Source organism: Methylobacterium sp. EM32 (assembly GCF_040593685.1).
Classification (GTDB): Bacteria; Pseudomonadota; Alphaproteobacteria; order Rhizobiales; family Beijerinckiaceae; genus Methylobacterium.
The window spans coordinates 32416-53106 of the sequence record NZ_JBEXZS010000197.1; the positions used below are offsets into that span (position 1 = coordinate 32416).

A 20691-nucleotide genomic window follows, 5' to 3' on the forward strand; every position below is an offset into this window, starting at 1 on the left:
CGGGAAGGTGGAGACTGGTTCGCCCATGTCTCCCACTCACGACCTCATCCTGAGGTGCTGCGTAGCAGCCTCGAAGGAGGGGTCCAGAGGTCTCTGCGATATCTGGAGCCCTCCTTCGAGGCTCGCTGACGCTCGCACCCCAGGATGAGGTCGTGGATGGGAGGAGCGGAAGCGTTTCTTAGGCGTTTCCGGGTCGCCGGTCAGATCCGCACCGTCCGGTCCCGCGCAGCGAGCAGCCCGAAACTTCCGGCCGAGACGCACAGGATCGCGTAGAGCGCCGCCGGCAGGCCCCAGCCGCCGCTGAGATCGTGCACGATGCCGACCAGGAACGGCCCGAGGGCCGCGAAGCAGTAGCCGACGCCCTGCGCCATGGCGGAGAGCTCGGCCGCGGCGCGGGGATCGCCGGCCCGCAGCACGATCAGCGTGAGCGCAAGGCCGAAGCAGCCGCCGAGGCCGAGGCCGAGCAGCAGCGCGAAGCCCCAGGCCAAGGCCAGCGGCCCGAGCAGGAGTCCGGTGAAGCCGACGAGCGGCAGGCTGATCACCAGCACCACCCAGGGGCGCTGGTCGGGCCGGCGCGCGGCGAGCGTCGGCACGACGAGGGCGAGCGCGCCCTGCGCCAGCGCCGAGACCGAGGCGACGAGGCCGGCGGTCACGAGGTCGAAGCCCCGGTCGACCAGGGCGGCGGGCAGCCAGCCGAACACAATGTAGGCGAGCGACGATTGCAGGCCCATGAAGGCGGTGACCTGCCAGGCCAGCGGGTCGCGCCAGAGCCGGCCGCTCGGCCGCGCGGCCGAGGCGGAGGGCAGCGGCCGGCCGCGCACGAAGGGCAGCCAGGCGGCGGCGGCCACCAGGGCGGGGGCCGCCCACAGCATCAGGGCCCCGTCCCAGCCGAGGTCGAGGGCGCGGCGCGCCGGCACGGTGAAGCCGGCCCCGGCGGCGGCGCCGAGGCAGAGCAGAGCCGTGTAGAGGCCGGTCATGAGCCCGGCCCGGTCGGGAAAGTCGCGCTTGACGATGCCGGGCAGGATCACCCCGACGATCCCGATCGCCGCGGCGGCGACCACCGAGCCGAGAAAGAGCAGGGGCACTCCGCCGAGGCCGCGCAGGCCGAGGCCGAGCGCCAGCACCACTAGGGCCGCCAGCACCCCGGCATCCGGCCCGATGCGCCGCACCAGCAGCGGTGCGAGGCGGCCGAACACCCCGAGGCACAGGACCGGCAGGGTCACCAGCGCCCCGGCGAGAGCGCCCGAGAGGCCGGTCTCGGCCCGGATGCCGGGCAGGAGCGGGCCGACGCTCGACAGGGCGGGCCGGAGATTGAAGGCGACCAGCATCAGCCCGAGGCCGATCAGGACCGGGGAAAAGCCGGCCCCTGCCCGCTCCGGCTGCGCGATCCCGGCGCCGGGCTCCCGTTCGATGCTCCGCAAGGTGTCCCTCCCCGTCGCGCATCCGCGCGAGTGCGTCGCGCTTGTGCGCGCGTTCGGGAGGGTCATATCGCGATGGCGTCGGGGTGGGCAGCGAAACCTTTGCAACCCCGGCCCGCCGGATCCGTCACTCGGTGGCGTCCGGCGGCGCGGTGCTCGTGCCGATCGCCTCGACCAGGCTGATGATGCGCCGGCGCACCTGGTGGTCGGTGATGCGCTGGAAGGCGCGCACCAATTGCAGGTCCTGGCTCGTCCAGAACACGTCGTGGGCGGCGATGTCGGAGGCGGGCTCGGCGGCCCCCTCCTCGCGCCCGCCATCCGCGCGCGGCGCCCCTTCGTAGAAGAAGCTCACCGGCACGCCGAGCATGTCGGCGATCTGGCGCAGCCGGCTGGCGCTGATCCGGTTGGTCCCCTTCTCGTATTTCTGGATCTGCTGGAACGTCACGCCGAGGGCGTCGCCCAGCTTCTCCTGGCTCACGCCGACGAGAAGCCGCCTGACGCGCACGCGGTGCCCGACATGACGATCAACCGGATCGGGTGCCTTCTTCACATCGACGCTCCGCGGGGCGGGACAGGCGCGCGCCGGACGCGCGCCACAAGGGCCATCACCCCGCACCCTAAGAGCATGATAGTGAAAAAAACATCGCCGAAACGTACGTACGTCGTCCTTTCCCTAAGGTTTCTTGGCAGGTTGCGGTCGAGGACGCCCTCGGTGCCGACCGACAACATGCCCGTCACCCGGCCGTACGGATCGACCACCGCGCTGATCCCGGTATTGGCAGCCCGCACCAGAGGAATCCCTTCCTCCACCGCGCGCAGGCGCGCCTGGGCGAAGTGCTGGCGCGGGCCGGGCGTGTCGCCGAACCAGCCGTCGTTGGTGACGTTGAGGAGCAGGCCGGGCCGCTCCCGGTGCGAGGCGACGGCGCCGGGGAAGATCGCCTCATAGCAGATCGAGGGCGCCACCGGCGGCAGGCCCGGCACCGCGAGCGGCGGCCGCTCATGCGACTCGCCCGCGGTGAAGCCCCCCGGCACCGCCACGAACTGCTTGAGACCGAGCGCCCGCAGCAGGCTGTCGACCGGTCCCGGCAGGTACTCGCCGAACGGCACGAGGTGGAGCTTGTCGTAGCGCCCGCCGACGAGACCGTCCTGCCCGATCATCAGGATCGAATTGTAGAAGTGCAGCCGCTCGCCGGGCAGCGGCTCGTCGGCCCGCGCGGCGCCGGTGACGAGCAGCGTGCCGGGCGGCAGCGCGCTCCCGATCCGCCGCAGCGCCTGCGGATCGCGCTGGATCAGGAACGGGAACGAGGATTCCGGCCAGATCAGGTGGGTGACGTCGGAGAGGCCCTGCCTGTCCGGCGCGGTGGCGCTGTCGCTGAGGCCGAGGTAGCGCTCGAGGATGCCCTCGCGATTGCGCGGGTTGAAGCGGGCATCCTGCGGGATGTTGGCCTGGACGAGGCGCAGGCGCACGTCGGGCACCTCCGGCATCGGCCCGGCCGGCACGCGCAACGCGCCGCCGAGGCCCAGGACCGCGAGGACGAGGAGGGCGCCGACGGGCGGACCCCATCGCCGAACTCCTCCGCCGCCATCGGCGAGGGTGGCGGGCGCCGCTGCGCAGAGGACCGCCAGCACGGTGAGCCCGTAGAGACCGATGACGGAGGCCGCCTGCATCAGCCAGAGGTTCTGGCCGAGCGCCATGCCGAGCGCGTTCCAGGGAAAACCGGTGAACAGGTGCCCGCGCAGCCACTCGGCCCCGGCGACCCCGAAGGCGAGCGCGGCGATCCGGCCCGGCCCCGGCGACCACAGGAGACGGGCGGCGGAAAAGCCCGCGCCGTAGAACAGCCCCAGGACCGCCGGCAGGCCGAGCACGCCGAGCGGCATCAGGTAGGCGAACTGGTCGGCCTCGACCAGGAAGGCGGCGCCGAGCCACCACAGGCCGGCGGTGAGATAGCCGAAGCCCCAGGCCCAGCCGATCAGGCCGGCGGCGAGCGCCGTGCCGGCGCGCCGGCCCAGGCGCGAGGAGGCGGTGGCCGCCCCGTCGAGCAGCCAGACCGTCGGCACCAGGGCGATGCAGAGTGCGGGCAGGAAGCCGAAGGGCGGCATCGCCAGCGCCCCGCAGGCGCCGGCGAGCCAGGCCAGGGCAAGGCGGGTCCAGCCGGCGGTGAGGGCGACGCGGTGGGCGAGCGGCGCGAGGCCGAAGGTCGCTGCCGGGAGGGTGAGCGCCACCCTGCCGGTATCGGTGTCGTGCATGAAGCGGGCTCGTGAGCGGCACCCGAGCGGAACCGCGCGGCCCGTTCCTCTCAGGTCATTGTTTCTACATCATGGCCGCTCCGGCACCGGCCGCCCGCGTGGTCGGTCCCGCGGCCCGCCGGGGACGCGCGACCGCGAGCGAGGCCAAGGCCGGGCTCAGGCCGCGGAATCGGCCCGCACGGCCTCGCCGCCGGGCGGCGGCAGGGCGAGCGGCGTCCCCGGTCCTTCGAGCCGGGCGAGGCCGCGATGCATGCGCAAGCGCTTGATGCGCCGCGGATCGGCATCCAGCACCTCGACCTCGAAATCGCCCGGCACGGCGATGACCTCGCCGCGAGCCGGGACCCGGCCGGCGAGGGTGACGATCAGGCCGCCGAGGGTGTCGACCTCCTCAGCCGCCTCCCCCACCGCCGCCGCCAGATCGACCCCGGTCGCCTCGGCGACGTCGTCGAGGCTGGCGCGGGCGTCGGCGACGAAGATCCCGCTCTCGCCGTCGACCTTGAGGACGCGGTGGGTCTCGGCGACGTCGTGCTCGTCCTCGATGTCGCCGACCACGACCTCGATCAGGTCCTCGATCGAGATCAAGCCGTCGGTGCCGCCATACTCGTCGATGACGAGGGCCATGTGGGTGCGGCTCGCCTGCATCCGGGCGAGCAGGTCGATCGCCGGCATCGAGGGCGGCACGAACAGCACCGGCCGCAGGATGCGGGTGGTGGCCAGCGTCGCCGTGAGGTCGACCCCGGCGAGGTCGGGCAGGCGGTCGCCGCCGGCCTCGGCCCGGCTCGCCATGTAGTCGACGAAGTCGCGGATGTGGACCATGCCGCGGGGATCGTCCAGGCTCTCGCCGTAGACCGGCAGGCGGGAATGGCCGGCGCCGCGGAAGACCTTGAGCAGGTCGCCGAGCGCGGTGTCGATCGAGACCGCCACCACGTCGGACCGGGGGATCATGACGTCGTCGACCCGCACCCGATGGAGGCTCAGCACGTTCTTGAGCATCGCCTGCTCGACCGCGGAGACCGGGTGGTCGCCGGTCTGCATCTCGGCGAGGGCGTCCGAGAGGCCGTCGCGCTGGGCGTCGCGCGGCTTCAGGTGAAAGATGTTCAGAAGGCGATCATACCAGGGTTCGCGCCCCGGACTGTCGTCCTCCGGGATCGCCTGCGCGGTCGCGGCGGCGCTGCGACTTCGATCGTTGCTCATGTCTCTCGCGTCTGGGGTGAGGGCGTCCGCGGCCTAGGCCGCCGCGTCGCCATACGGGTCCGGCACGCCGAGGCGCCGCAGGGCCGCGACCTCCAACGCCTCCATGGCGTCGGCCTCGGCGTCGCCGAGCTCGTGGTCGTGACCGAGGAGGTGCAGCGTGCCATGAACCACGAGATGGGCGAGGTGGTGGTCGAGGGGCTTGGACTGCTCCCCACTCTCGCGCAGGAGTGTGTCATACGCAAGAACCACGTCGCCGAGGAGGCGCGGGCCGCCGCCATGCGGCTGCTCGTTGGGGAAGGACAGCACGTTGGTCGGCTTGTCCTTGCCGCGCCAGGTCCGGTTCAGCTCCTGCACCGCGGGATCGTCGGTCAGCACGATGCTGATCTCGATCGGCCCGCCCGGCGGCACGATCGCGAGCGCCGCCTCGACGGCCTTCGCGACGAAGCCTTCGAGGTCGGGCGCGACGGTCTCCCAGCGCTCGTCCTCGATTGCCACGTCGATCTCGTTGTCGAACTCGCTCACGGCAGCGGCCCCCGGCGCGGCGGCGTCGGCCGCTGGGTCGGCTCGTCACGATGCTCGTGCGCGTCCGATTCGTAGGCCGTGACGATCCGGCGCACCAGGTCGTGGCGCACCACGTCGACGTCCCGGAAGGTGACCCGACCGATGCCCTCGACGCCGTCGAGGATCCGCACCGCCTCGACGAGGCCGGATTTCTGGCCCGGCGGCAGGTCGATCTGGCTCGGATCGCCGGTGACGATCATGCGCGAGTTCTCGCCGAGCCGCGTCAGGAACATCTTCATCTGCATCGAGGTGGTGTTCTGCGCCTCGTCGAGGAGCACCACCGCGTTGGTCAGCGTCCGCCCGCGCATGAAGGCGAGCGGCGCGATCTCGATCATGCCGGTCTGGAGGCCGCGGTCGACGTGGCGCGCCTCCATGAAGTCGTAGAGGGCATCGTAGATCGGGCGCAGGTACGGATCAACCTTCTCGCGCATGTCGCCCGGCAGGAAGCCCAGTCGCTCGCCGGCCTCGACCGCGGGCCTCGACAGGATCAGCCGCTCGGCATGGCCCTGCTCCAGGAGCGAGACGGCGTAGCCGACGGCGAGCCAGGTCTTGCCGGTGCCGGCAGGGCCTTCGGCGAAGACCAGCTCGTGGGCGCGCAGCGCCTTGATGTAGGCGTCCTGCGCCGCGTTGCGGGCCCGCACGCCGCCGCGGCGGCGGGTGGCGATCTGGTCGAAGGACGGCCGCTCGCCGTTCGCCGGCGCCTCGGCCGGCGAGAACAGGTTGCCCTGGAGCGAGGATTCCTGGATCACCCCGTCGACGTCGCCGAGGGTCAGCGGCGTCCCGCCCCCGTCGCGGACGCGGGCGTAGAGCAGCTCCAGCACCCGGCGCGCCCGCTCGGTCGAATCGGGCGGGCCCTTGACCACGACGTGGTTGCCGAGCGCGGTCGCCACCACGCCGAGCCGCCGCTCGAGATGGGCGACGTTCTGGTCGTACTGGCCGAAGACCAGGCTTGCCAGGCGGTTGTCGTCGAAGGTGAGGGCGATCTCGGCCGCCTCGCTCAGGCCCGCCACCGCCCGCGGGGCGAGTTCCCGCTCGCGCGCGGAGTCGCGCCCTCTCGGCCCGCGCCCGCCCGCCTCTCCCGTCGCCATCCTGTCGTTCCTCACGCGGCGGCCGGTGCGGCCGCATTGACCGTCGTTGCGGCCGCGCTCGTCGCCGTGGTTGCCGGAGCTTCGGTGATCGCCTCGCCGAACAGGCTGTTCGAGCCGGCCCGGGTGATCCGCACCGGGATCACGGTGCCGACCGCCGCAACGTCGCCGTCGATCTGCACCGCCTGGAGATAGGGCGACTTGCCGGCGACCTGGCCCGGATGCCGCCCCGGCTTCTCCAGCAGAACAGGCACGGTCTTGCCTACCGTGGCGTGGTTGAAGTCCTGGCGCTGGCGCTCCAGCAGCGCCTGCAGCTCGGCGAGCCGGGCGCTCTTGACGGCTTCGGGCACCGCGTCGTCGCTCTCCGCCGCCGGCGTCCCGGGGCGCGGGCTGTACTTGAACGAGAAGGCGCTGGCGAAGCCGATATCGGCGATCAGCCGCATCGTCTCGGCGTGGTCGGCATCGGTCTCGCCCGGGAAGCCGACGATGAAGTCGGAGGAGAGCGCGATGTCGGGCCGCGCCGCCCGCACCCGGTCGATGATGCGGCGATAGGTGTCGCTGTCGTGCTTGCGGTTCATCGCGTGCAGGATCCGGTCCGAGCCCGACTGCACCGGCAGGTGCAGGTAGGGCATCAGGGCCGTCAGGTCGCGATGGGCCGCGATCAGCGCCTCGTCCATGTCGCGCGGGTGGCTGGTGGTGTAGCGCAGGCGCAGGATGCCAGGGATCGCCGCGATGCGGTGGAGCAGTTCCCCGAGCGTCCAGTCGCGCCCGTCAGGACCCGCGCCGTGATAGGCGTTGACGTTCTGGCCGATCAGGGTGAGCTCGCGGGCGCCCGCCGCGGCCAGGCGCTCGGCCTCCGCCACGATCTTCTCCACCGGGCGCGAGACCTCGGCGCCGCGGGTATAGGGCACGACGCAGAAGGCGCAGAACTTGTCGCAGCCCTCCTGCACCGTGAGGAAGGCCGAGACGCCCGGGGTGCGCCGCAGCGGCAGGTGGTCGAACTTGTCCTCGACCGGGAATTCGGTATCGACGACGCGGCCGTCCTTGGACGCCGCGAGCAGTTGCGGCAGGCGGTGGTAGCTCTGTGGGCCCACCACCACGTCGACGCCCGGCGCGCGGTTCAGGATCTCGCGCCCTTCGGCCTGCGCGACGCAGCCCGCCACCACCACCGTGGTGTCACGGCCGGCCTCCGCCCGCTCGCCCTTCAGGACGCGCAGCCGGCCGAGCTCGGAATAGACCTTCTCCGCCGCCTTCTCGCGGATGTGGCAGGTGTTGAGGACGACGACGTCGGCCTCCTCGACGGCACCGGTCTCGACGAAGCCCTCGCGGCCGAGCAGGTCGACCATGCGGGAGGCGTCGTAGACGTTCATCTGGCAGCCGTAGGATTTGACGAACGCTTTCTTCAACGAACCGGCCCTGGAGGATGACGATGATCGGATGCGGCGGGGGCGGGCCCGGGGGACCGCTCCCGTCATTTAAGCCGTCGCGGCCGGAATGAGAATAGGCGGCGCCTCGTGCACGGGGCGCGGGATGGCCGCGGGCTCGGGCACGGGCGCGCGGCCGGTCACCGCCTCCTGGAGGGCGCGGCGCACCGCGGCCTCGGCGCGCGCCGTCGCGGCCTTGCGGTCGGTGCCGGCCGCGAAGGCGATCGGCTCGCCCCAGGCCACCCGGACGTCGATCGGGCCGCGTTCGAAGAACAGCTTCACGCTGGGTCCGAGCTCCATGTCGCCGTACCAGGCGATGTCCGGGCGCTCGGCCCGGGTCAGCGGCAGGCCGTTGCGGCCCGTATAGGCGATGCAGAGCGGCTGGAGCCGCACCCGGTCGAGCCCGCCCTCGGTGATCGCCGCCCGCGCCGCGCCGACGAGGGAGGTGCGGAACGGCAGGAGCCGGGTGCCGTCGCCGGTCGTGCCCTCGGCGAACAGCACGATCAGCTCGCCGTCGCGCAGGCGCCGGCTCATCTCGGTGTTGACCACGGCGGTGTGGCGCTTGCGGGCGCGGTCGATGAACACCGTGCGCTGGAGCCGGGCGAGGGTGCCGATCACCGGCCAGCCGGCGATCTCGGACTTCGCCACGAACGAGAGCGGGCGCAGCGCCCCCAGTACCGGGATGTCGAGCCAGGAGATGTGGTTGGCGATGACGAGCGCCGCCTCGCCCGGGGCCGGCGGCGTGCCGGTGACGGTGATGCGGATCTGGAACAGGCGCAGGAAGACCCGGTGCAGCCAGGCCGGCGCGCGGCCGGCCAGATGGCTGCGCCCGAGCTTCAGGACCAGCCAGTGCGGCCCGGCGAGGAGCGCGAAAGTGAGGGCGTAGGCGAGGAGCCGCAGGCCGGCGACGAGGTACGTCATGGTTCGGACGGCGGGGGCTTGGCTCGGGAAGGGGGCGTCTGGGAGGCCTCGCGGTCCTGGCCGCGCGGCCTTCGCCGCATATCAAGTCCGGCAACGAGCGTCCACCGCCCGGGCCCCCTACCCCAACGCCGCCTGCATCATGATCGCGTTGGCGCGGCTGCCGTCGGGCCGGGCGTAGTAGCTCGCCCGGCGGCCGGTCTCGGTGAATTTGAGCCGGTGATACAGGGCCAGCGCCGGGGCGTTGCCGTCGTCGACCTCGAGATGGACCCGGCGCACGCCGGCATCCTCCAGGGCGACGAGGTGGGCGCGCAGGAGCTGGCGGCTCAGGCCCGCGCCGCGGGAGGCCGGCCCGAGCACGATGGTGAGGATCTCGGCCTCGTCGAGCACCTGACGCGAGAGCACGAAGCCGCCGATCACCGTGCCGAGCATCAGGGCGTGGGCGAGGTGACCGCGCTCGCACAGCATGCGCTCGAACTCGTCCGCCTCCCAGGGCCGCGCGAAGGCGGTGGCGTGGAGCGCCGCGAGCTCCCCGGCCCGGTCGGCCGAGAGCAGGGGCGCGACATGGGCGGTCGGGGGGGAGCGGAACGGCATCCACTTCATCGGGGTCTCCGTCAGCGGCGGGCGAGGCGGGCATGGTCCTGCGGCTGGGCGTCCGGCCCGCGCAGGTAGAGGGGACGGGGGAGCGCGTGGGCCGGGTCGGCGACGAGGCCGAGGGAGGCGACCCAGGCGATCTGCGGGGCGATGTGGCCCTGCGGCACCACGGCGCGCTGCCCCTGCCCCGTCGCCGCGGCGGCGAGCGCCGGGGCGGCGGAGCCGGCGAGCGCCGCGGGGCCGGGCCCGAGGAGCCGCACGGCGTCCGCCAGCGGCAGCAGGGTCGGCGGCACGGCGATGCCGCCGTCCTGGCTCAGGGCCTGAAAGTAGACGTGGCCGTGGCGGGCGTCGATCGCGGCGGCGAGCAGGTAGCCCTGGCCGAGGTAATCCTCCTCGGCGGCGAGCAAGGGCGCCAGCAGGGACGACAGGGTGGTGACGCCGACGACCGGGATGCCGCAGGCGAGGCCCACGGCGCGTGCGGCCGAGAGGCCGACCCGCAGGCCGGTATAGGAGCCGGGACCGACCGTGACGGCAACCCGGTCGAGGCTCTCGAACCCGCCCTCGACCCGGGCCGTCACCCGTTCGACGAGGGGCAGCAGCGCCTCGGCGTGGCCGCGGGCGAGGTCCATGCTCTCCTGGGCGAGGGGCTCGGGCGAATCGTCCGCCATGATGCAGGCCGCGCAGCGCTCGAGCGCCGTGTCGATGGCCAGGATCCGCATCACCGTCAGGCTCCGCCCTCTCGCCGCCCGCGGGTCTTGAACGCCGCGGCCGGGTCCGTGCCGCCGGCCGCGCCGGGTCGTTCGCCGACCCGCCGCTGGAATCCCAGCATGGCACGCACAGGTTAACACAAGAAGGACCACCCCGCGTCAGGCGGGGCGGCCCGGTTCGGCTCAGCCTTTAGATCATCCCTCGCCGCCGGGGAAACCGCCGACGGTGGAAAGCGGCGCCGTTTCAGGCGCCGTGCCGGCTCACGAGACCGCCTGGACCTCGCGCACGTCCGGCAGGAAGTGGCGGAAGAGGTTCTGGACGCCCTGGCGCAGGGTGGCGGTGGAGGACGGGCAGCCCGAGCAGGCGCCCTTCATCTCCAGGAAGACCACGCCATCGCGAAAGCCCCGGAAGGTGATGTCGCCGCCGTCGCCGGCCACCGCCGGGCGCACCCGGGTCTCGAGCAGGTCCTTGATCGTGGCGACCGTGTCGGCGTCGGCCTCGTCGAAGAACTCCTCGGCCGCCTCCTCCGGAGCGTGGCCGGCCTCGAGGACCGGGGCCCCCGACATGAAGTGCTCCATGATGGCGCCGAGCACCGCGGGCTTGACCTGCGGCCAGCCGGGCTCGCCCTCGGCCTTGGTCACCGAGATGAAGTCGTGGCCGAGATAGACGCCCGAGACGCCCTCGACGCCGAACAGCGCGCGGGCGAGCGGCGAGCGGGCCGCGGCGCCCTCGTCCCGCGCCTCGAAGGTGCCGTCGGACAAGACGACCTTGCCGGGCAGGAACTTCAGGGTGGCGGGGTTCGGGGTGGCTTCGGTCTGGATGAACATCGGTGATCCTCGAAATAGTTCTCTGCGCCGGTTCAAGGCCGGCCGGGAACGGCGCGCGGGTTCCTGAGCCAGGGCCCCTCGCGCCTGCCGGCAGATGTGGACCCGAACCGGCGAAAGCTCAATGGAGCAGAGGGCTCAACCGGCGAGCGCCGTGATCTCCGCCTCGCTCAGGGCGCCGGGCACGATCACCACCGGCACCGGGAAGCTGCCGGCGCTGCGCCCGGCGATCGAGGTGACGAGCGGCCCAGGCCCGTCGCTGCCGGGGGCGGCGGCGAGCACGAGGAAGCCGATATCCTCGTCGGCCTCGATCTGGCGCAGGATCGCGTCGGCGCGCTCGCCGGTGCGCACCACCAGCTCCGGATCGACGCCCGCCGCCTGGCGCGCGGCGGCTGCCAGGGCCTCCAGGCGCGCGGCCGTCTCGGCCTCGGCCTCGGCCCGCATCGCGTCGCCGACGCCGAGCCACTCCATCGTCTCGGGCGGCTCGGCCACCGCCAGCATCACCACCCGGGCCCCGATCCGCGCCGCCCGGCGCACGGCGAAATGCACCGCGCGGTCGCATTCCGGCGTCTCGTCGACCAGCACCATGAACTTGAGCCGATGCCCGGCCTCGAAGGACCGGCGCCGCTTGATCTCGACCATGCCCGGACGCGCTCCGCCGCCGCGATGCTGCCCGCGCGGCCGGCCCGCCGCAAGTGGGACAGGAATGCGGGGCGGGGATGCGGGGCGCGGCAACCAGTACCGCCCGCACGAATCGGCGACCGAAAAATCCCAGAAGGCGGGACTTCGCACGCGACGGGAATCCGGCTATCGCCCCGATCGACCGCTTCGCCCGAGACCTGTCCCTGAGGCAGGATCGACCTCGGTTGCACAACCGGCAAGCAGATCGCGAATTTTTTCAGCGCATCCTGGCCGGAGATCGCGTCCGGACGACCACTCGATGATTTTTTCTTCGACGCGGCGCGGGACTTCCCTTGACCGGCGCAGTAACACTCTGGTCAGCCTCTGTGGGCTAACATGGCGTCCGGCGGGTCCGCACCCCGATATGCGGGCGGCCCGGGCCGAAGGCCTCGGGCCGGTGATGTCCCGGGCGGGAGAGAGCGGTGCTCGCAACTGACTTCCTGGCGTTCCACGAGGCGTCCCGGCGCAACGGCATCATCCTGTCGTTCGGCGGCGACTTGTCCGAGAACGTGCTGTTCTCCCTCGGCGAGGTGCTGAAGCTGCGCATGCAGCAGGGCGACACCGACGCGGCGGTGTCGAAGCGCGTGTTCTCGATCTTCGTCGAGCAGGCCCAGAACGTCATCCGCTACTCCGCCGACAAGCTCGTGCCGCACGGCTCGCCCGCCGGCGGCATGGTGAGCGCCGGCCTGATCGTGGTCGGGATCGAGAATGGGCGCTTCTTCGTCGCCTGCGGCAACGAGGTCCCGGGCGAGCACGTCGCGACCCTGCGCGCCCGGCTCGACCACATCGCCGGCCTGTCGGGCGACGAATTGAAGAAATATTACCGCGAGCGGCTGCGCCAGCCCGCCGACGAGGGCAGCCTCGGCGGCAGCATCGGGCTGATCGAGATCGCCCGGCGCTCGAGCGCCCCGGTCGAGTACGACTTCCAGGCGCGCGGCGACGACCGCGCGTTCTTCTGCCTCAAGGCCTTCATCTGAGGCGCCGCGACATGGACCGGATCCAGATCCCCGCCACCAGCCGCTCGCCGCTGGTCGATTTCGACTTCTCCGCCGGGCGCCTGCTCCTGCGCGGCGAATCCTACCCCGAGGATGCCGCCGCCTTCTACGGCCCGCTGCTCCAGGCCCTGCGCGCCTGCCTCGACGAGGGGAGCGGCGCGCTGACATTCGACGTCGCCCTGTCGTACTTCAACTCGTCGAGCGCCAAGGCCTTGATGAACCTGTTCATGCCCCTCGAGGACGCCGCCGAGGCGGGCCGCGACGTGACGATCCGCTGGCTCTACGCCGAGGGCGACGACACCATCGCGGAGGCCGGCGAGGATTTTGCGGCAGATTTCTCGCATGCCCGGTTCGAGATGGTGCAGGAGACGGCGGCATGACGACCAGGGCGGGCCAGGGCGGGCGCACGACCGGGCGGATCGCGACGACCGACGGCGGCGCGCCCCCGGAGCCCGCAGAAGGTCATCCCGACAGGCACCATGACGAGGCCGGCAAGCGGAGCGAGGGCGGCAAGCGCGCCGCGCCGGCCAACGTCTTCAGCCTGTTCGACAACGAGGAGGCCGTCCTCGACCGGACCGAGGTGATGCTGACCCAGCTCGCCGCGGTGGCGGACGGGGTGAAGGTGCTGGCCGAAGCCTATCGCCGGGGCTATCGCGAGCAGCGCCGGCTGGTGCGGCTGAGCGACCGGATGCAGGCCGACCTGCAGAAGGCCAACAAGCGCCTCGCCGAGCAGCAGCGCGACCTGCAGACCCTCAACGAGGCCCTCTCGGGCGAGATCGAGACCAGCGCCCGCCTGGAGGCGGAGCTGCGCCGGCTCGCCGACACCGACCCGCTGACCGGGGCGCTCGCCCGGCGGCGCTTCCTGGAGGTCTGCGCCCGTGACTGGCCGCGCCGCCCCGGGCAGCAGGCCTGCCTGCTGATGCTCGACATCGACCGGTTCAAGCTCGTCAACGACAGGAACGGCCACGCCGCCGGCGACGCGGCGCTGGTCGCCTTCGTGGCGGCCTGCCGCTCGGCCCTGCGCTCCCTCGACGCGGTCGGGCGGCTCGGGGGCGAGGAATTCGCGATCCTCCTGGTCGAGACCGGGCCCGAGGACGGGGCCCTGATCGCCGAGCGCATCCGCGCGGCGGTCGCGGCGAACCCGGTCGCCACCGAGGGCGGGCCGATCGGCATCACGGTCAGCATCGGCCTTGCCGCATCCGGGCCGGAGGAGAGCCTCGAAGCCGCGATGCGCCGGGCCGACGCGGCCCTCTACGCCGCCAAGCACGGCGGCCGCAACCGGATCGAGCGGGCCCCCTCCCCGGAGGCTCAGGGGTGAGCGGCGAACCTCTGGCGGACGGAGCACCCCGCCGCGGCGGTTCCCTGCGCGGCGCCGGGCCGCTGCGCCGGGGCGATGCGCTCGCCGATCTCGGCTTCACCGAGGTGCCGACGACGCAGGACGGCGGCGCCGACACGATGCGCCCCGGGGCCCTGCGGGGCGCGGCGCGGGGCCGCAACCTCGACGGCCTCGCCCATACCCTGTTCCTGCGCCTGTCGCCGGTGATCGCCGCCGTGGTGCTGGCGACCCAGGTGGTGATCGCCTGGGTCAATTACGGCGACCAGATCCGGATCGAAGGCGGGCGGGCCCAGATGATGGCGGACATGACCGCCCGGGCGCTGGCCCGGCCGGGCTGGACCGGCGACCACGCCTCGCAGCTCCAGGCCCTCGCCCTCGATCCCGCCTTCCGCTTCGCCCTTTTGCGCGACGCCGCGGGGGGCGTCGTCGGACGGCTCGGCGAGGAGCCGCGGGGGCGCAACTTCGAGCGCATCCAGGTTTCGGCCGAGATCGAGCCCGGCGCGGCCGCCCAGCCCGCCGGCAGCCTGACCTTGGTCCTGTCGGCGGAGGGCCTGCGGGCCAATGCCGAGAAGCAGTTCGTGATGGTGCTCGGCGCCAGCCTGGCGCTGATCCTGGCCTTCGCCCTCTCCTTGCGGCTCGCGGTCGGCCGCCACGTGCTGGCGCCCCTGCGCCGGCTCCTCGCCGCCATGGGCGAGGTCGAGCACAAACAGTGGATCACGGTCGACCTCGCCGGCCGCCGGCGGCCGAGCCGCGAGATCGCCGACATCTCCGCCGCCTTCAACCGCATGGTCGAGGGGCTGAAGAGCGGCGACGAGGCCCGCCACCTGCTGGCCGAGCTGGAGCGCACCCATGCCCGCCTCGCCGAGGCGAACGGCCTCGTGATGGAGAGCCTCGGCTACGCCCGCCGCATCCAGCAGGCGGTGCTGCCGGGGCCCGCCGCCCTGCGCGGGGCCGGCCTGGAGGTCGCGGTGTTGTGGGAGCCGCTGCACGTCGTCGGCGGCGATTACTACTGGATCGAGGAGATCGACGGCCTCGGCATCGTGGTGGTGGCCGATTGCACCGGCCACGGCGTGCCCGGCGCCTTCCTGACCCTGATCGTCGCGACCGCCCTCGACCGGATCCTGCACGACCAGCGCTTGCGCCGTCCGGACGAGATTCTCGCTGCCCTCGACGGCGTGGTGCGGGCGCGGCTGCGGCAAGAGTTGCGGCAAGAGACGAGCGCGCCCGACGGGTCGGATGACGGGCTCGATTGCGGGATCTGCGTGATCGACCGGCCGAGTGGGGTCGTGCACTTCGCCGGCGCCGGCCTCGCCCTGACGGTGCTGGCCGACGGTGAGACCTCTCGGATCAAGGGTCGGCGCCACGGGCTGGGCTACCGGCGCACCGGGCGGGAGGAGCCGCTCGCCGCGGTGGAGATTCCGCTTTGCGGTTCCCCGACTTTCTTCCTGATGACCGACGGAGTCAGCGACCAGATGGGCGGGGCGTCCCGGCGGCTCCTCGGCTATCGCGGCGTCGCGGAGATTTTGGGAAAGCACCGGGATCTGCCCCTCGCCGGGCAGGTGGCGGCCCTGGAGGCGGCGCTCGCCGTCCATCGCGGGCCCGAGCCGCGCCGGGACGACATGGCGCTGGTGGCGTTCCGGCCGACGCTCGGGTGACCGAGGCGGGGAACCGTTGCGGTCCCCGCCCGGATCGTCACGCGTCGCCGGTCAGAACCGGCAGACCCGGCGCGGCCCGTACGGCGTCGGACGGATGAAGCAGCGGCGGCCGTAGACCCGCGGCGGACCATAGAAGCGGCGGCCATACATCGGCCGGCAGCGGCCGTACGGCCCGCGGGCGAAGCCGGGGCCGCAGCCCTGGGCGACCTGCGTCACCGGCGCCTCGGGGGCGAGCAGGCCGGCGAGGCCGGGCCCGGCCGGGGCCGCGCTCGCGGGAGCGGCGGCGAGACCGCCGAACGCCAGGGCCGCGAGGCCGGCGATCTTCCAACGCATCAGCATGGTGGATGGTCCTCCGTATGGTCCCCGGACCTGTGGGTCCAGAGGAGCGGCCGGCACCGGGGGGCGACGCCGCGCCGAGCCGAAGCAACACGCTTCCCGCCATTCGGTTCCCCGGTCGACCGCGATTGGCCGGTCGCCTGCTGCGAAAAATGCCGTGTCGGCGCGTGTCGACAAGCCGCGGCCGTTCCTGTAAGGAGCCGGCAACTCACAACAGGACGCCGAAATCCTGACGCCGGATCCCATCCCGGGGCGCGGCGGCGACGGCAGGAGTTTGACCGATGAACATCATCCAGCAGCTCGAGCAGGAGCAGATCGCTCAGCTCAACAAGACGATCCCCGACTTCGAGCCCGGCGACACGGTCATCGTGAACGTCAAGGTGAAGGAAGGCGAGCGCAGCCGCGTCCAGGCCTACGAGGGTGTCGTGATCGCCCGTTCCGGCGGCGGCATCAACGAGAGCTTCACCGTCCGCAAGATCTCGTACGGCGAGGGTGTCGAGCGCGTCTTCCCGATCTACTCGCCGAACATCGACTCGATCAAGGTGGTTCGCCGCGGCAAGGTGCGTCGCGCCAAACTGTACTACCTGCGCGATCGCCGCGGCAAGTCGGCCCGCATCGCCGAGCGCGCCGAGCGTGGCGCCGAGAAGGGCAAGACCAAGAAGCCCGCCGCCGCGGAGTAAGAGTTTTCGCAGAGCGCGAAATCGAAAAGGCCGCCTCCCCGATCGGGTCGAGGCGGCCTTTTTGCATGTCGGAGCCTGTTCAATCGAGTCGTTTCTTCCCCACCCACGACCTCATCCTGAGGTGCGACCGAAGGGAGCCTCGAAGGAGGCCTCCAGGGATCGCAGAGGTTACTGGAGGCCTCCTTCGAGACTGCTACGCAGCACCTCCGGATGAGGTTGCGGGTGGGATAGTAAATTTGTCGAGTCGTCCGACCGGGTTCTCAGATTACCCCGCCCCGAGCGCCCCCGGCCCGAACCCGGCCTTGCGCGCCAAGCCGGCCTCCTGCCGGAACTGCAATTGCAGCCCGCCGACCTTGAGCGCGCCGGAGCGGGCGAGCCGGGTCAGCGGCCCCAGCATCGACAGCAGGAAGCCGGCATCCGAAGCGTAGCGGCCGGCGAGCCGCCTCGGGTTGCTCGCGAGCCGCCAGGCCCATTCGAGGCCGGTGCGGCGCAGGATCGCCGGCGAGCGGGTCTGCTTGCCGAGCGCGAACTCGAAGGCCGCGCCGCAGCACAGGATCGACGGCTCGGCGAGGCCGGCGCGGCGCAGGCGCAGAGCGAGCATCTCGCTCTGCGGCGCCCCGACGGCGATGAATACCATGTCGGGCGCGGCCTCCCGCACCCGGGCGATGACGTCGTCCACTGCCGCCGGGTCGTGGATGAAGCCGAAGGGCGGGCGCACGACGTCAAGGCGCCGGCTCGCCATCACGGCGGACGCCTCCTCCACGGTCACGTTGCCGATCACCAGGACCGAACGGTCGCGTAAGGAGCGCCGGGCCGAGAGGTGCTGCACCAGGTCGCTGCCGGTCGCCACCGTCATCCGCCGGCGCAGGAAGACGGTGTTGAGCAGGTTGCTGTCGAGGGTGACGATCGAGGCCTGGCGGTAGCTCTCGCGGAATTCCGGCTCCCGGGCCAGGAGTCGCATATGCATCATGTTGAGGGTGAAGATCGTAGTCCGGCCCCTGTTCAAGGCCGTCGCCAGGGCGTCGAAGCTCAGGCCCCGGACCACGCAGGTCGGGGCTTTGTCCGCTATGGTCGGCATGTCGGTGCTCCTTTGCCGACGAGTGTCGGAATCGAAGGCATCCCCTGCCCAGAGCGGAAAACGGCGAGGCGTCGCTCCCCGCCGGATTGGTTTTCTCGCCGGCCTCTACATCCGAAGCGGTAGAATGACTGGGCCGTTCTGACGTCGATCGGGGTGATTAGGGTGTAACGCGTACCCTCGCATTGGCACGATTACTTGGCCGCGCCGGCCGCCTAGCGTCCCATCACTGGGATGCGACGGGGGACGGAATGCCGGTCGTGAATGCGAGGATCGATGCCAGCGCGGAGTTCGTCGATCCCGCCCTCGTCAACGTCTATGGCTGCACGGTCGGGCCGGGCACGCGGATCGAGCCCTTCGTGGAGATCCAGCGCGGCGCTGCCGTCGGGGCGCGCTGCCGAATCGGCGCCAACGCCTTCCTGTGCGAGGGCGTGAGCCTGGAGGACGACGTCACCGTCGGTCCCGGCGTGATGTTCACCAACGACCGCCATCCCCGCGCCGTCACGGCCGCCGGCACCCTGATGGGGCCGGAGGACTGGACCCTCGAGACGACCCGGGTCGGGGCGGGCACGGTCATCGGCGCCAACGCCACGATCCTGTGCGGGCTCGCGATCGGCGCCGGCGCCCGGATCGCCCCCGGCTCGGTCGTCACCCGCGACGTGCCGCCCGGCGCCCACGTGGCGGGCGTGCCCGCCAGAGCCGGCCAGTCGGCGGGCGTGCCCGCCCGAGCCGCCCAGCCGTCCGGCGATGCCGCCGGCGCCCCCCTCTCCCACCCCTCTTCCCTGCTCAACCTCGCGGAGGCGTCATGATCGGGATCGGAGTCATCGGTTACGGCTATTTCGGGCCGAACATCGCCCGCTGCGTCGCGGAGGCGAACGGCACGGTCCTGAAGGCGATCGCCGATCCGTCGCCGGCCGCGCAAGGACGGGCCGCCACCCGCCATCCGGGCGTGACGATCGACGGGAGCTGGCAGCGGATGCTGGCCGATCCGGAGATCGACGCGATCGCCATCGCGACGCCGACCAAGCTGCACTACGAGATCGCGCTCGCCGCGCTCATGGCCGGCAAGCACGTGCTGGTCGAGAAGCCGATCACGCCGACCTCCCGCGAGGCGGCCCGCCTCGTGGCGGAAGCGGCCAAGCGCCGCCTCACGCTGATGGTCGACCACACCTTCGTGTATACCGGCGCGGTCCAGAAGATCCGCGAGCTGATCGATACCGGCGTCACCGGCGACCTGTTCTACTACGACTCGACGCGGATCAACTTCGGCCTGTTCCAGGACGACGTGAACGTGATCTGGGACCTGGCGGTCCACGACCTCGCCATCCTGGACTACCTGCTGCCGGCCGAGACGCTGGCGATCTCCGCCACCGGCGCCGGCCACATCAAGGGCAGCCCGGAGAACCTCGCTCACATCACCCTCTACCTCGAGGGCGGGGTCACTGCGCATCTCAACGTGAACTGGCTCGCCCCGGTGAAGATCCGCCGCACCCTGATCGGCGGCAGCCGCCGGATGATCGTGTTCGACGACATGGAGCCGAGCGAGAAGGTGAAGGTCTACGACCGCGGCGTCGAGATCGACGAGCGGCCCTCGCAGGAGGAGATCCGGCGCATCCTGCCGTCCTACCGCATGGGCGACGTCTGGACCCCGCACATCCCGGTCAAGGAAGCGCTCGTCACCGAGATCGAGCACTTCGCCCGCTGCATCACCACCGGCGAGGCGCCGCTGACCTCCGGCGAGAGCGGGTTGCGCGTGGTGCGCCTGCTCGAGGCCGCCTCCCAGTCCCTGGCCCAGCGCGGCCACCCGATCGACCTGTCTCCCCTGAGGGCTGCCTGATGATCCCGCTTCTCGACCTCGAGGCCCAGTACCGGGCCGTGCAGGAGCCCCTGGAGGAGGCGGTGCTGGCGGTGCTCCGCAGCGGCGCCTACGTGCTCGGGCCCCCGGTCGCCGCCTTCGAGCGCGACTTCGCGGCCCATTGCGGGACCGCCGAGGCCGTGTCGGTGTCGACCGGCACCGCCGCCCTCCATCTCGGGCTGATCGCCGCCGGGGTGCGCCCGGGCGACGAGGTGATCACCGTCGGCATGACCTTCGTCGCCACCGTCGCGGCGATCCTCTATGCCGGCGCCAAGCCCGTCCTGGTCGACGTCGACCCCCAGACCTACACCATGGACCCGGCGGCCTTCGCGGCGGCGATCACAACCCGGACCCGCGCGGTGGTGCCGGTCCACCTGCACGGCCGCCTCGCCGACATGGCGGCGATCTGTTCGATCGCCGAGCGCCACGGCATCACGGTGGTGGAGGATGCCGCCCAAGCCCACGGCGCCGAGCGCGGCGGCAAGCGGGCCGGCGCCTTCGGGACGGTCGGCTGCTTCAGCTTCTACCCGGGCAAGAACCTCGGCGCCTGCGGCGAGGGCGGGGCGATCACCACTGAGGATCCCGACATCGCCAAGACCCTGCGCTCGTTGCGCGACTGGGGCCAGGAGGGGCGCTACAACCACGTCCGCCCGGGCTTCAACTACCGCCTCGACACCGTGCAGGCGGCGGCCCTCGGGGTGAAGCTGCGCTACCTCGACGGCTGGACCGAAGGGCGGCGGCGGGCGGCCGCGCGCTACGACGCGCTGCTCTCGCAGGCCGGCCTCAAGGCGCCGAAGGCCGGCGGGCGCGACCACGTCTACCACGTCTACGCCGTGCGGGTGCCGGACCGGGACGCGGTGCGGGCCCGGATGCAGGACATGGGCGTCGCCACCGGCATCCACTACCCGAAGGCGGTGCACCACCAGCCGGCCTACGCCGATTGCGTGCGCCTCGGCACGCCCTGCCCGGTCTCGGAGGCCCTGGCCGGCGAGTGGCTGTCCCTGCCGCTCTTCCCCGAGATCACCGAGCGCCAGATCGCGACGGTCGTCTCGGCCCTCACCGACAGCCTGGGAGATGGTTATGCTGAAGCCGTGTGAGCCGTCTC

Annotated in this window: 22 protein-coding genes; 8 read left to right on the forward strand and 14 right to left on the reverse strand. The window is 72.3% G+C overall.

Annotation, left to right across the window (positions count from 1 at the left end; all coding sequences use genetic code 11):
* Positions 1 to 200: 200 nt before the first annotated feature.
* The 12 genes from ABZT49_RS26540 to ABZT49_RS26595 form a co-directional block, all read right to left on the reverse strand.
* Positions 201 to 1421 (reverse strand): MFS transporter, encoded by a 1221-nt coding sequence (locus tag ABZT49_RS26540; protein ID WP_355290546.1) that lies wholly within the window; start codon positions 1419 to 1421, stop codon positions 201 to 203.
* 124 nt (positions 1422 to 1545) lie between these two features.
* On the reverse strand, positions 1546 to 1968 hold the full coding sequence (locus ABZT49_RS26545) for a helix-turn-helix transcriptional regulator (RefSeq protein ID WP_355290548.1): 423 nt from the start codon (positions 1966 to 1968) through the stop codon (positions 1546 to 1548).
* Positions 1965 to 3665, reverse strand: coding sequence for an apolipoprotein N-acyltransferase (gene lnt, locus ABZT49_RS26550; RefSeq protein ID WP_355290550.1), 1701 nt, complete (start codon positions 3663 to 3665; stop codon positions 1965 to 1967). Before lnt ends, ABZT49_RS26545 begins: the two co-directional genes overlap by 4 nt.
* A gap of 156 nt (positions 3666 to 3821) precedes the next feature.
* The gene (locus ABZT49_RS26555; RefSeq protein WP_355290552.1) at positions 3822 to 4859 is read right to left on the reverse strand and encodes a hemolysin family protein; all 1038 of its coding nucleotides are present in this window, start codon (positions 4857 to 4859) and stop codon (positions 3822 to 3824) included.
* Between the two features lie 33 nt (positions 4860 to 4892).
* Complete coding sequence (gene ybeY, locus ABZT49_RS26560; protein WP_355290554.1) at positions 4893 to 5381, reverse strand: rRNA maturation RNase YbeY; 489 nt, start codon at positions 5379 to 5381, stop codon at positions 4893 to 4895.
* Positions 5378 to 6508 (reverse strand): PhoH family protein, encoded by a 1131-nt coding sequence (locus ABZT49_RS26565; RefSeq protein ID WP_355290556.1) that lies wholly within the window; start codon positions 6506 to 6508, stop codon positions 5378 to 5380. Before ABZT49_RS26565 ends, ybeY begins: the two co-directional genes overlap by 4 nt.
* 11 nt (positions 6509 to 6519) lie before the next feature.
* Complete coding sequence (gene miaB, locus ABZT49_RS26570) at positions 6520 to 7911, reverse strand: tRNA (N6-isopentenyl adenosine(37)-C2)-methylthiotransferase MiaB (RefSeq protein ID WP_355290558.1); 1392 nt, start codon at positions 7909 to 7911, stop codon at positions 6520 to 6522.
* 69 nt (positions 7912 to 7980) lie between these two features.
* Complete coding sequence (locus ABZT49_RS26575; RefSeq protein WP_355290560.1) at positions 7981 to 8850, reverse strand: lysophospholipid acyltransferase family protein; 870 nt, start codon at positions 8848 to 8850, stop codon at positions 7981 to 7983.
* A 117-nt stretch (positions 8851 to 8967) separates the two neighbouring features.
* Positions 8968 to 9450 (reverse strand): GNAT family N-acetyltransferase, encoded by a 483-nt coding sequence (locus ABZT49_RS26580; protein ID WP_355290562.1) that lies wholly within the window; start codon positions 9448 to 9450, stop codon positions 8968 to 8970.
* Positions 9451 to 9461: 11 nt separating this feature from the next.
* Positions 9462 to 10160, reverse strand: coding sequence for a tRNA (adenosine(37)-N6)-threonylcarbamoyltransferase complex dimerization subunit type 1 TsaB (tsaB, locus tag ABZT49_RS26585; protein WP_355290563.1), 699 nt, complete (start codon positions 10158 to 10160; stop codon positions 9462 to 9464).
* Between the two features lie 249 nt (positions 10161 to 10409).
* Complete coding sequence (locus ABZT49_RS26590; protein WP_093567869.1) at positions 10410 to 10976, reverse strand: NifU family protein; 567 nt, start codon at positions 10974 to 10976, stop codon at positions 10410 to 10412.
* Between the two features lie 135 nt (positions 10977 to 11111).
* Positions 11112 to 11615 (reverse strand): universal stress protein, encoded by a 504-nt coding sequence (locus ABZT49_RS26595; RefSeq protein ID WP_355290566.1) that lies wholly within the window; start codon positions 11613 to 11615, stop codon positions 11112 to 11114.
* A 461-nt stretch (positions 11616 to 12076) separates the two neighbouring features.
* Between ABZT49_RS26595 and ABZT49_RS26600 the strand changes: the two genes are divergently transcribed.
* From ABZT49_RS26600 to ABZT49_RS26615, 4 genes are read left to right on the forward strand one after another with little or no spacing between them, the layout of a single operon-like run.
* A complete protein-coding gene (locus ABZT49_RS26600) occupies positions 12077 to 12631 on the forward strand; it encodes a SiaB family protein kinase (RefSeq protein WP_355290568.1) in 555 nt (184 codons plus the stop codon).
* Positions 12632 to 12642: 11 nt separating this feature from the next.
* Complete coding sequence (locus ABZT49_RS26605; RefSeq protein ID WP_355290570.1) at positions 12643 to 13029, forward strand: DUF1987 domain-containing protein; 387 nt, start codon at positions 12643 to 12645, stop codon at positions 13027 to 13029.
* On the forward strand, positions 13026 to 13967 hold the full coding sequence (locus ABZT49_RS26610; RefSeq protein WP_355290572.1) for a GGDEF domain-containing protein: 942 nt from the start codon (positions 13026 to 13028) through the stop codon (positions 13965 to 13967). The genes ABZT49_RS26605 and ABZT49_RS26610 overlap by 4 nt, the downstream gene beginning before the upstream one ends.
* Positions 13964 to 15640: a SpoIIE family protein phosphatase gene (locus ABZT49_RS26615; RefSeq protein WP_355290574.1), complete on the forward strand. Its 1677-nt coding sequence runs from the start codon at positions 13964 to 13966 to the stop codon at positions 15638 to 15640. The genes ABZT49_RS26610 and ABZT49_RS26615 overlap by 4 nt, the downstream gene beginning before the upstream one ends.
* Positions 15641 to 15691: 51 nt before the next feature.
* On the opposite strand, the gene ABZT49_RS26620 is transcribed toward ABZT49_RS26615, so the two are convergent.
* Positions 15692 to 15979, reverse strand: coding sequence for a GCG_CRPN prefix-to-repeats domain-containing protein (locus ABZT49_RS26620; RefSeq protein WP_407943576.1), 288 nt, complete (start codon positions 15977 to 15979; stop codon positions 15692 to 15694).
* 278 nt (positions 15980 to 16257) lie between these two features.
* Here ABZT49_RS26620 and rplS point away from each other — a divergent pair, with 278 nt between their 5' ends.
* On the forward strand, positions 16258 to 16656 hold the full coding sequence (gene rplS, locus ABZT49_RS26625) for a 50S ribosomal protein L19 (protein WP_093567864.1): 399 nt from the start codon (positions 16258 to 16260) through the stop codon (positions 16654 to 16656).
* Between the two features lie 265 nt (positions 16657 to 16921).
* Here rplS and ABZT49_RS26630 read toward each other — a convergent pair whose 3' ends face one another.
* Complete coding sequence (locus tag ABZT49_RS26630; RefSeq protein ID WP_355290576.1) at positions 16922 to 17734, reverse strand: WecB/TagA/CpsF family glycosyltransferase; 813 nt, start codon at positions 17732 to 17734, stop codon at positions 16922 to 16924.
* A gap of 248 nt (positions 17735 to 17982) precedes the next feature.
* Here ABZT49_RS26630 and ABZT49_RS26635 point away from each other — a divergent pair, with 248 nt between their 5' ends.
* From ABZT49_RS26635 to ABZT49_RS26645, 3 genes are read left to right on the forward strand one after another with little or no spacing between them, the layout of a single operon-like run.
* Positions 17983 to 18540 carry an acyltransferase gene (locus ABZT49_RS26635; RefSeq protein ID WP_355290578.1) on the forward strand — a complete coding sequence of 186 codons (558 nt, stop codon included), beginning with the start codon at positions 17983 to 17985 and terminating at the stop codon, positions 18538 to 18540.
* Positions 18537 to 19568, forward strand: a complete 1032-nt coding sequence (locus ABZT49_RS26640) for a Gfo/Idh/MocA family oxidoreductase (RefSeq protein WP_355290580.1) — start codon at positions 18537 to 18539, stop codon at positions 19566 to 19568. Before ABZT49_RS26635 ends, ABZT49_RS26640 begins: the two co-directional genes overlap by 4 nt.
* Complete coding sequence (locus ABZT49_RS26645; protein WP_355290582.1) at positions 19568 to 20683, forward strand: DegT/DnrJ/EryC1/StrS family aminotransferase; 1116 nt, start codon at positions 19568 to 19570, stop codon at positions 20681 to 20683. Before ABZT49_RS26640 ends, ABZT49_RS26645 begins: the two co-directional genes overlap by 1 nt.
* Positions 20684 to 20691: the final 8 nt, after the last annotated feature.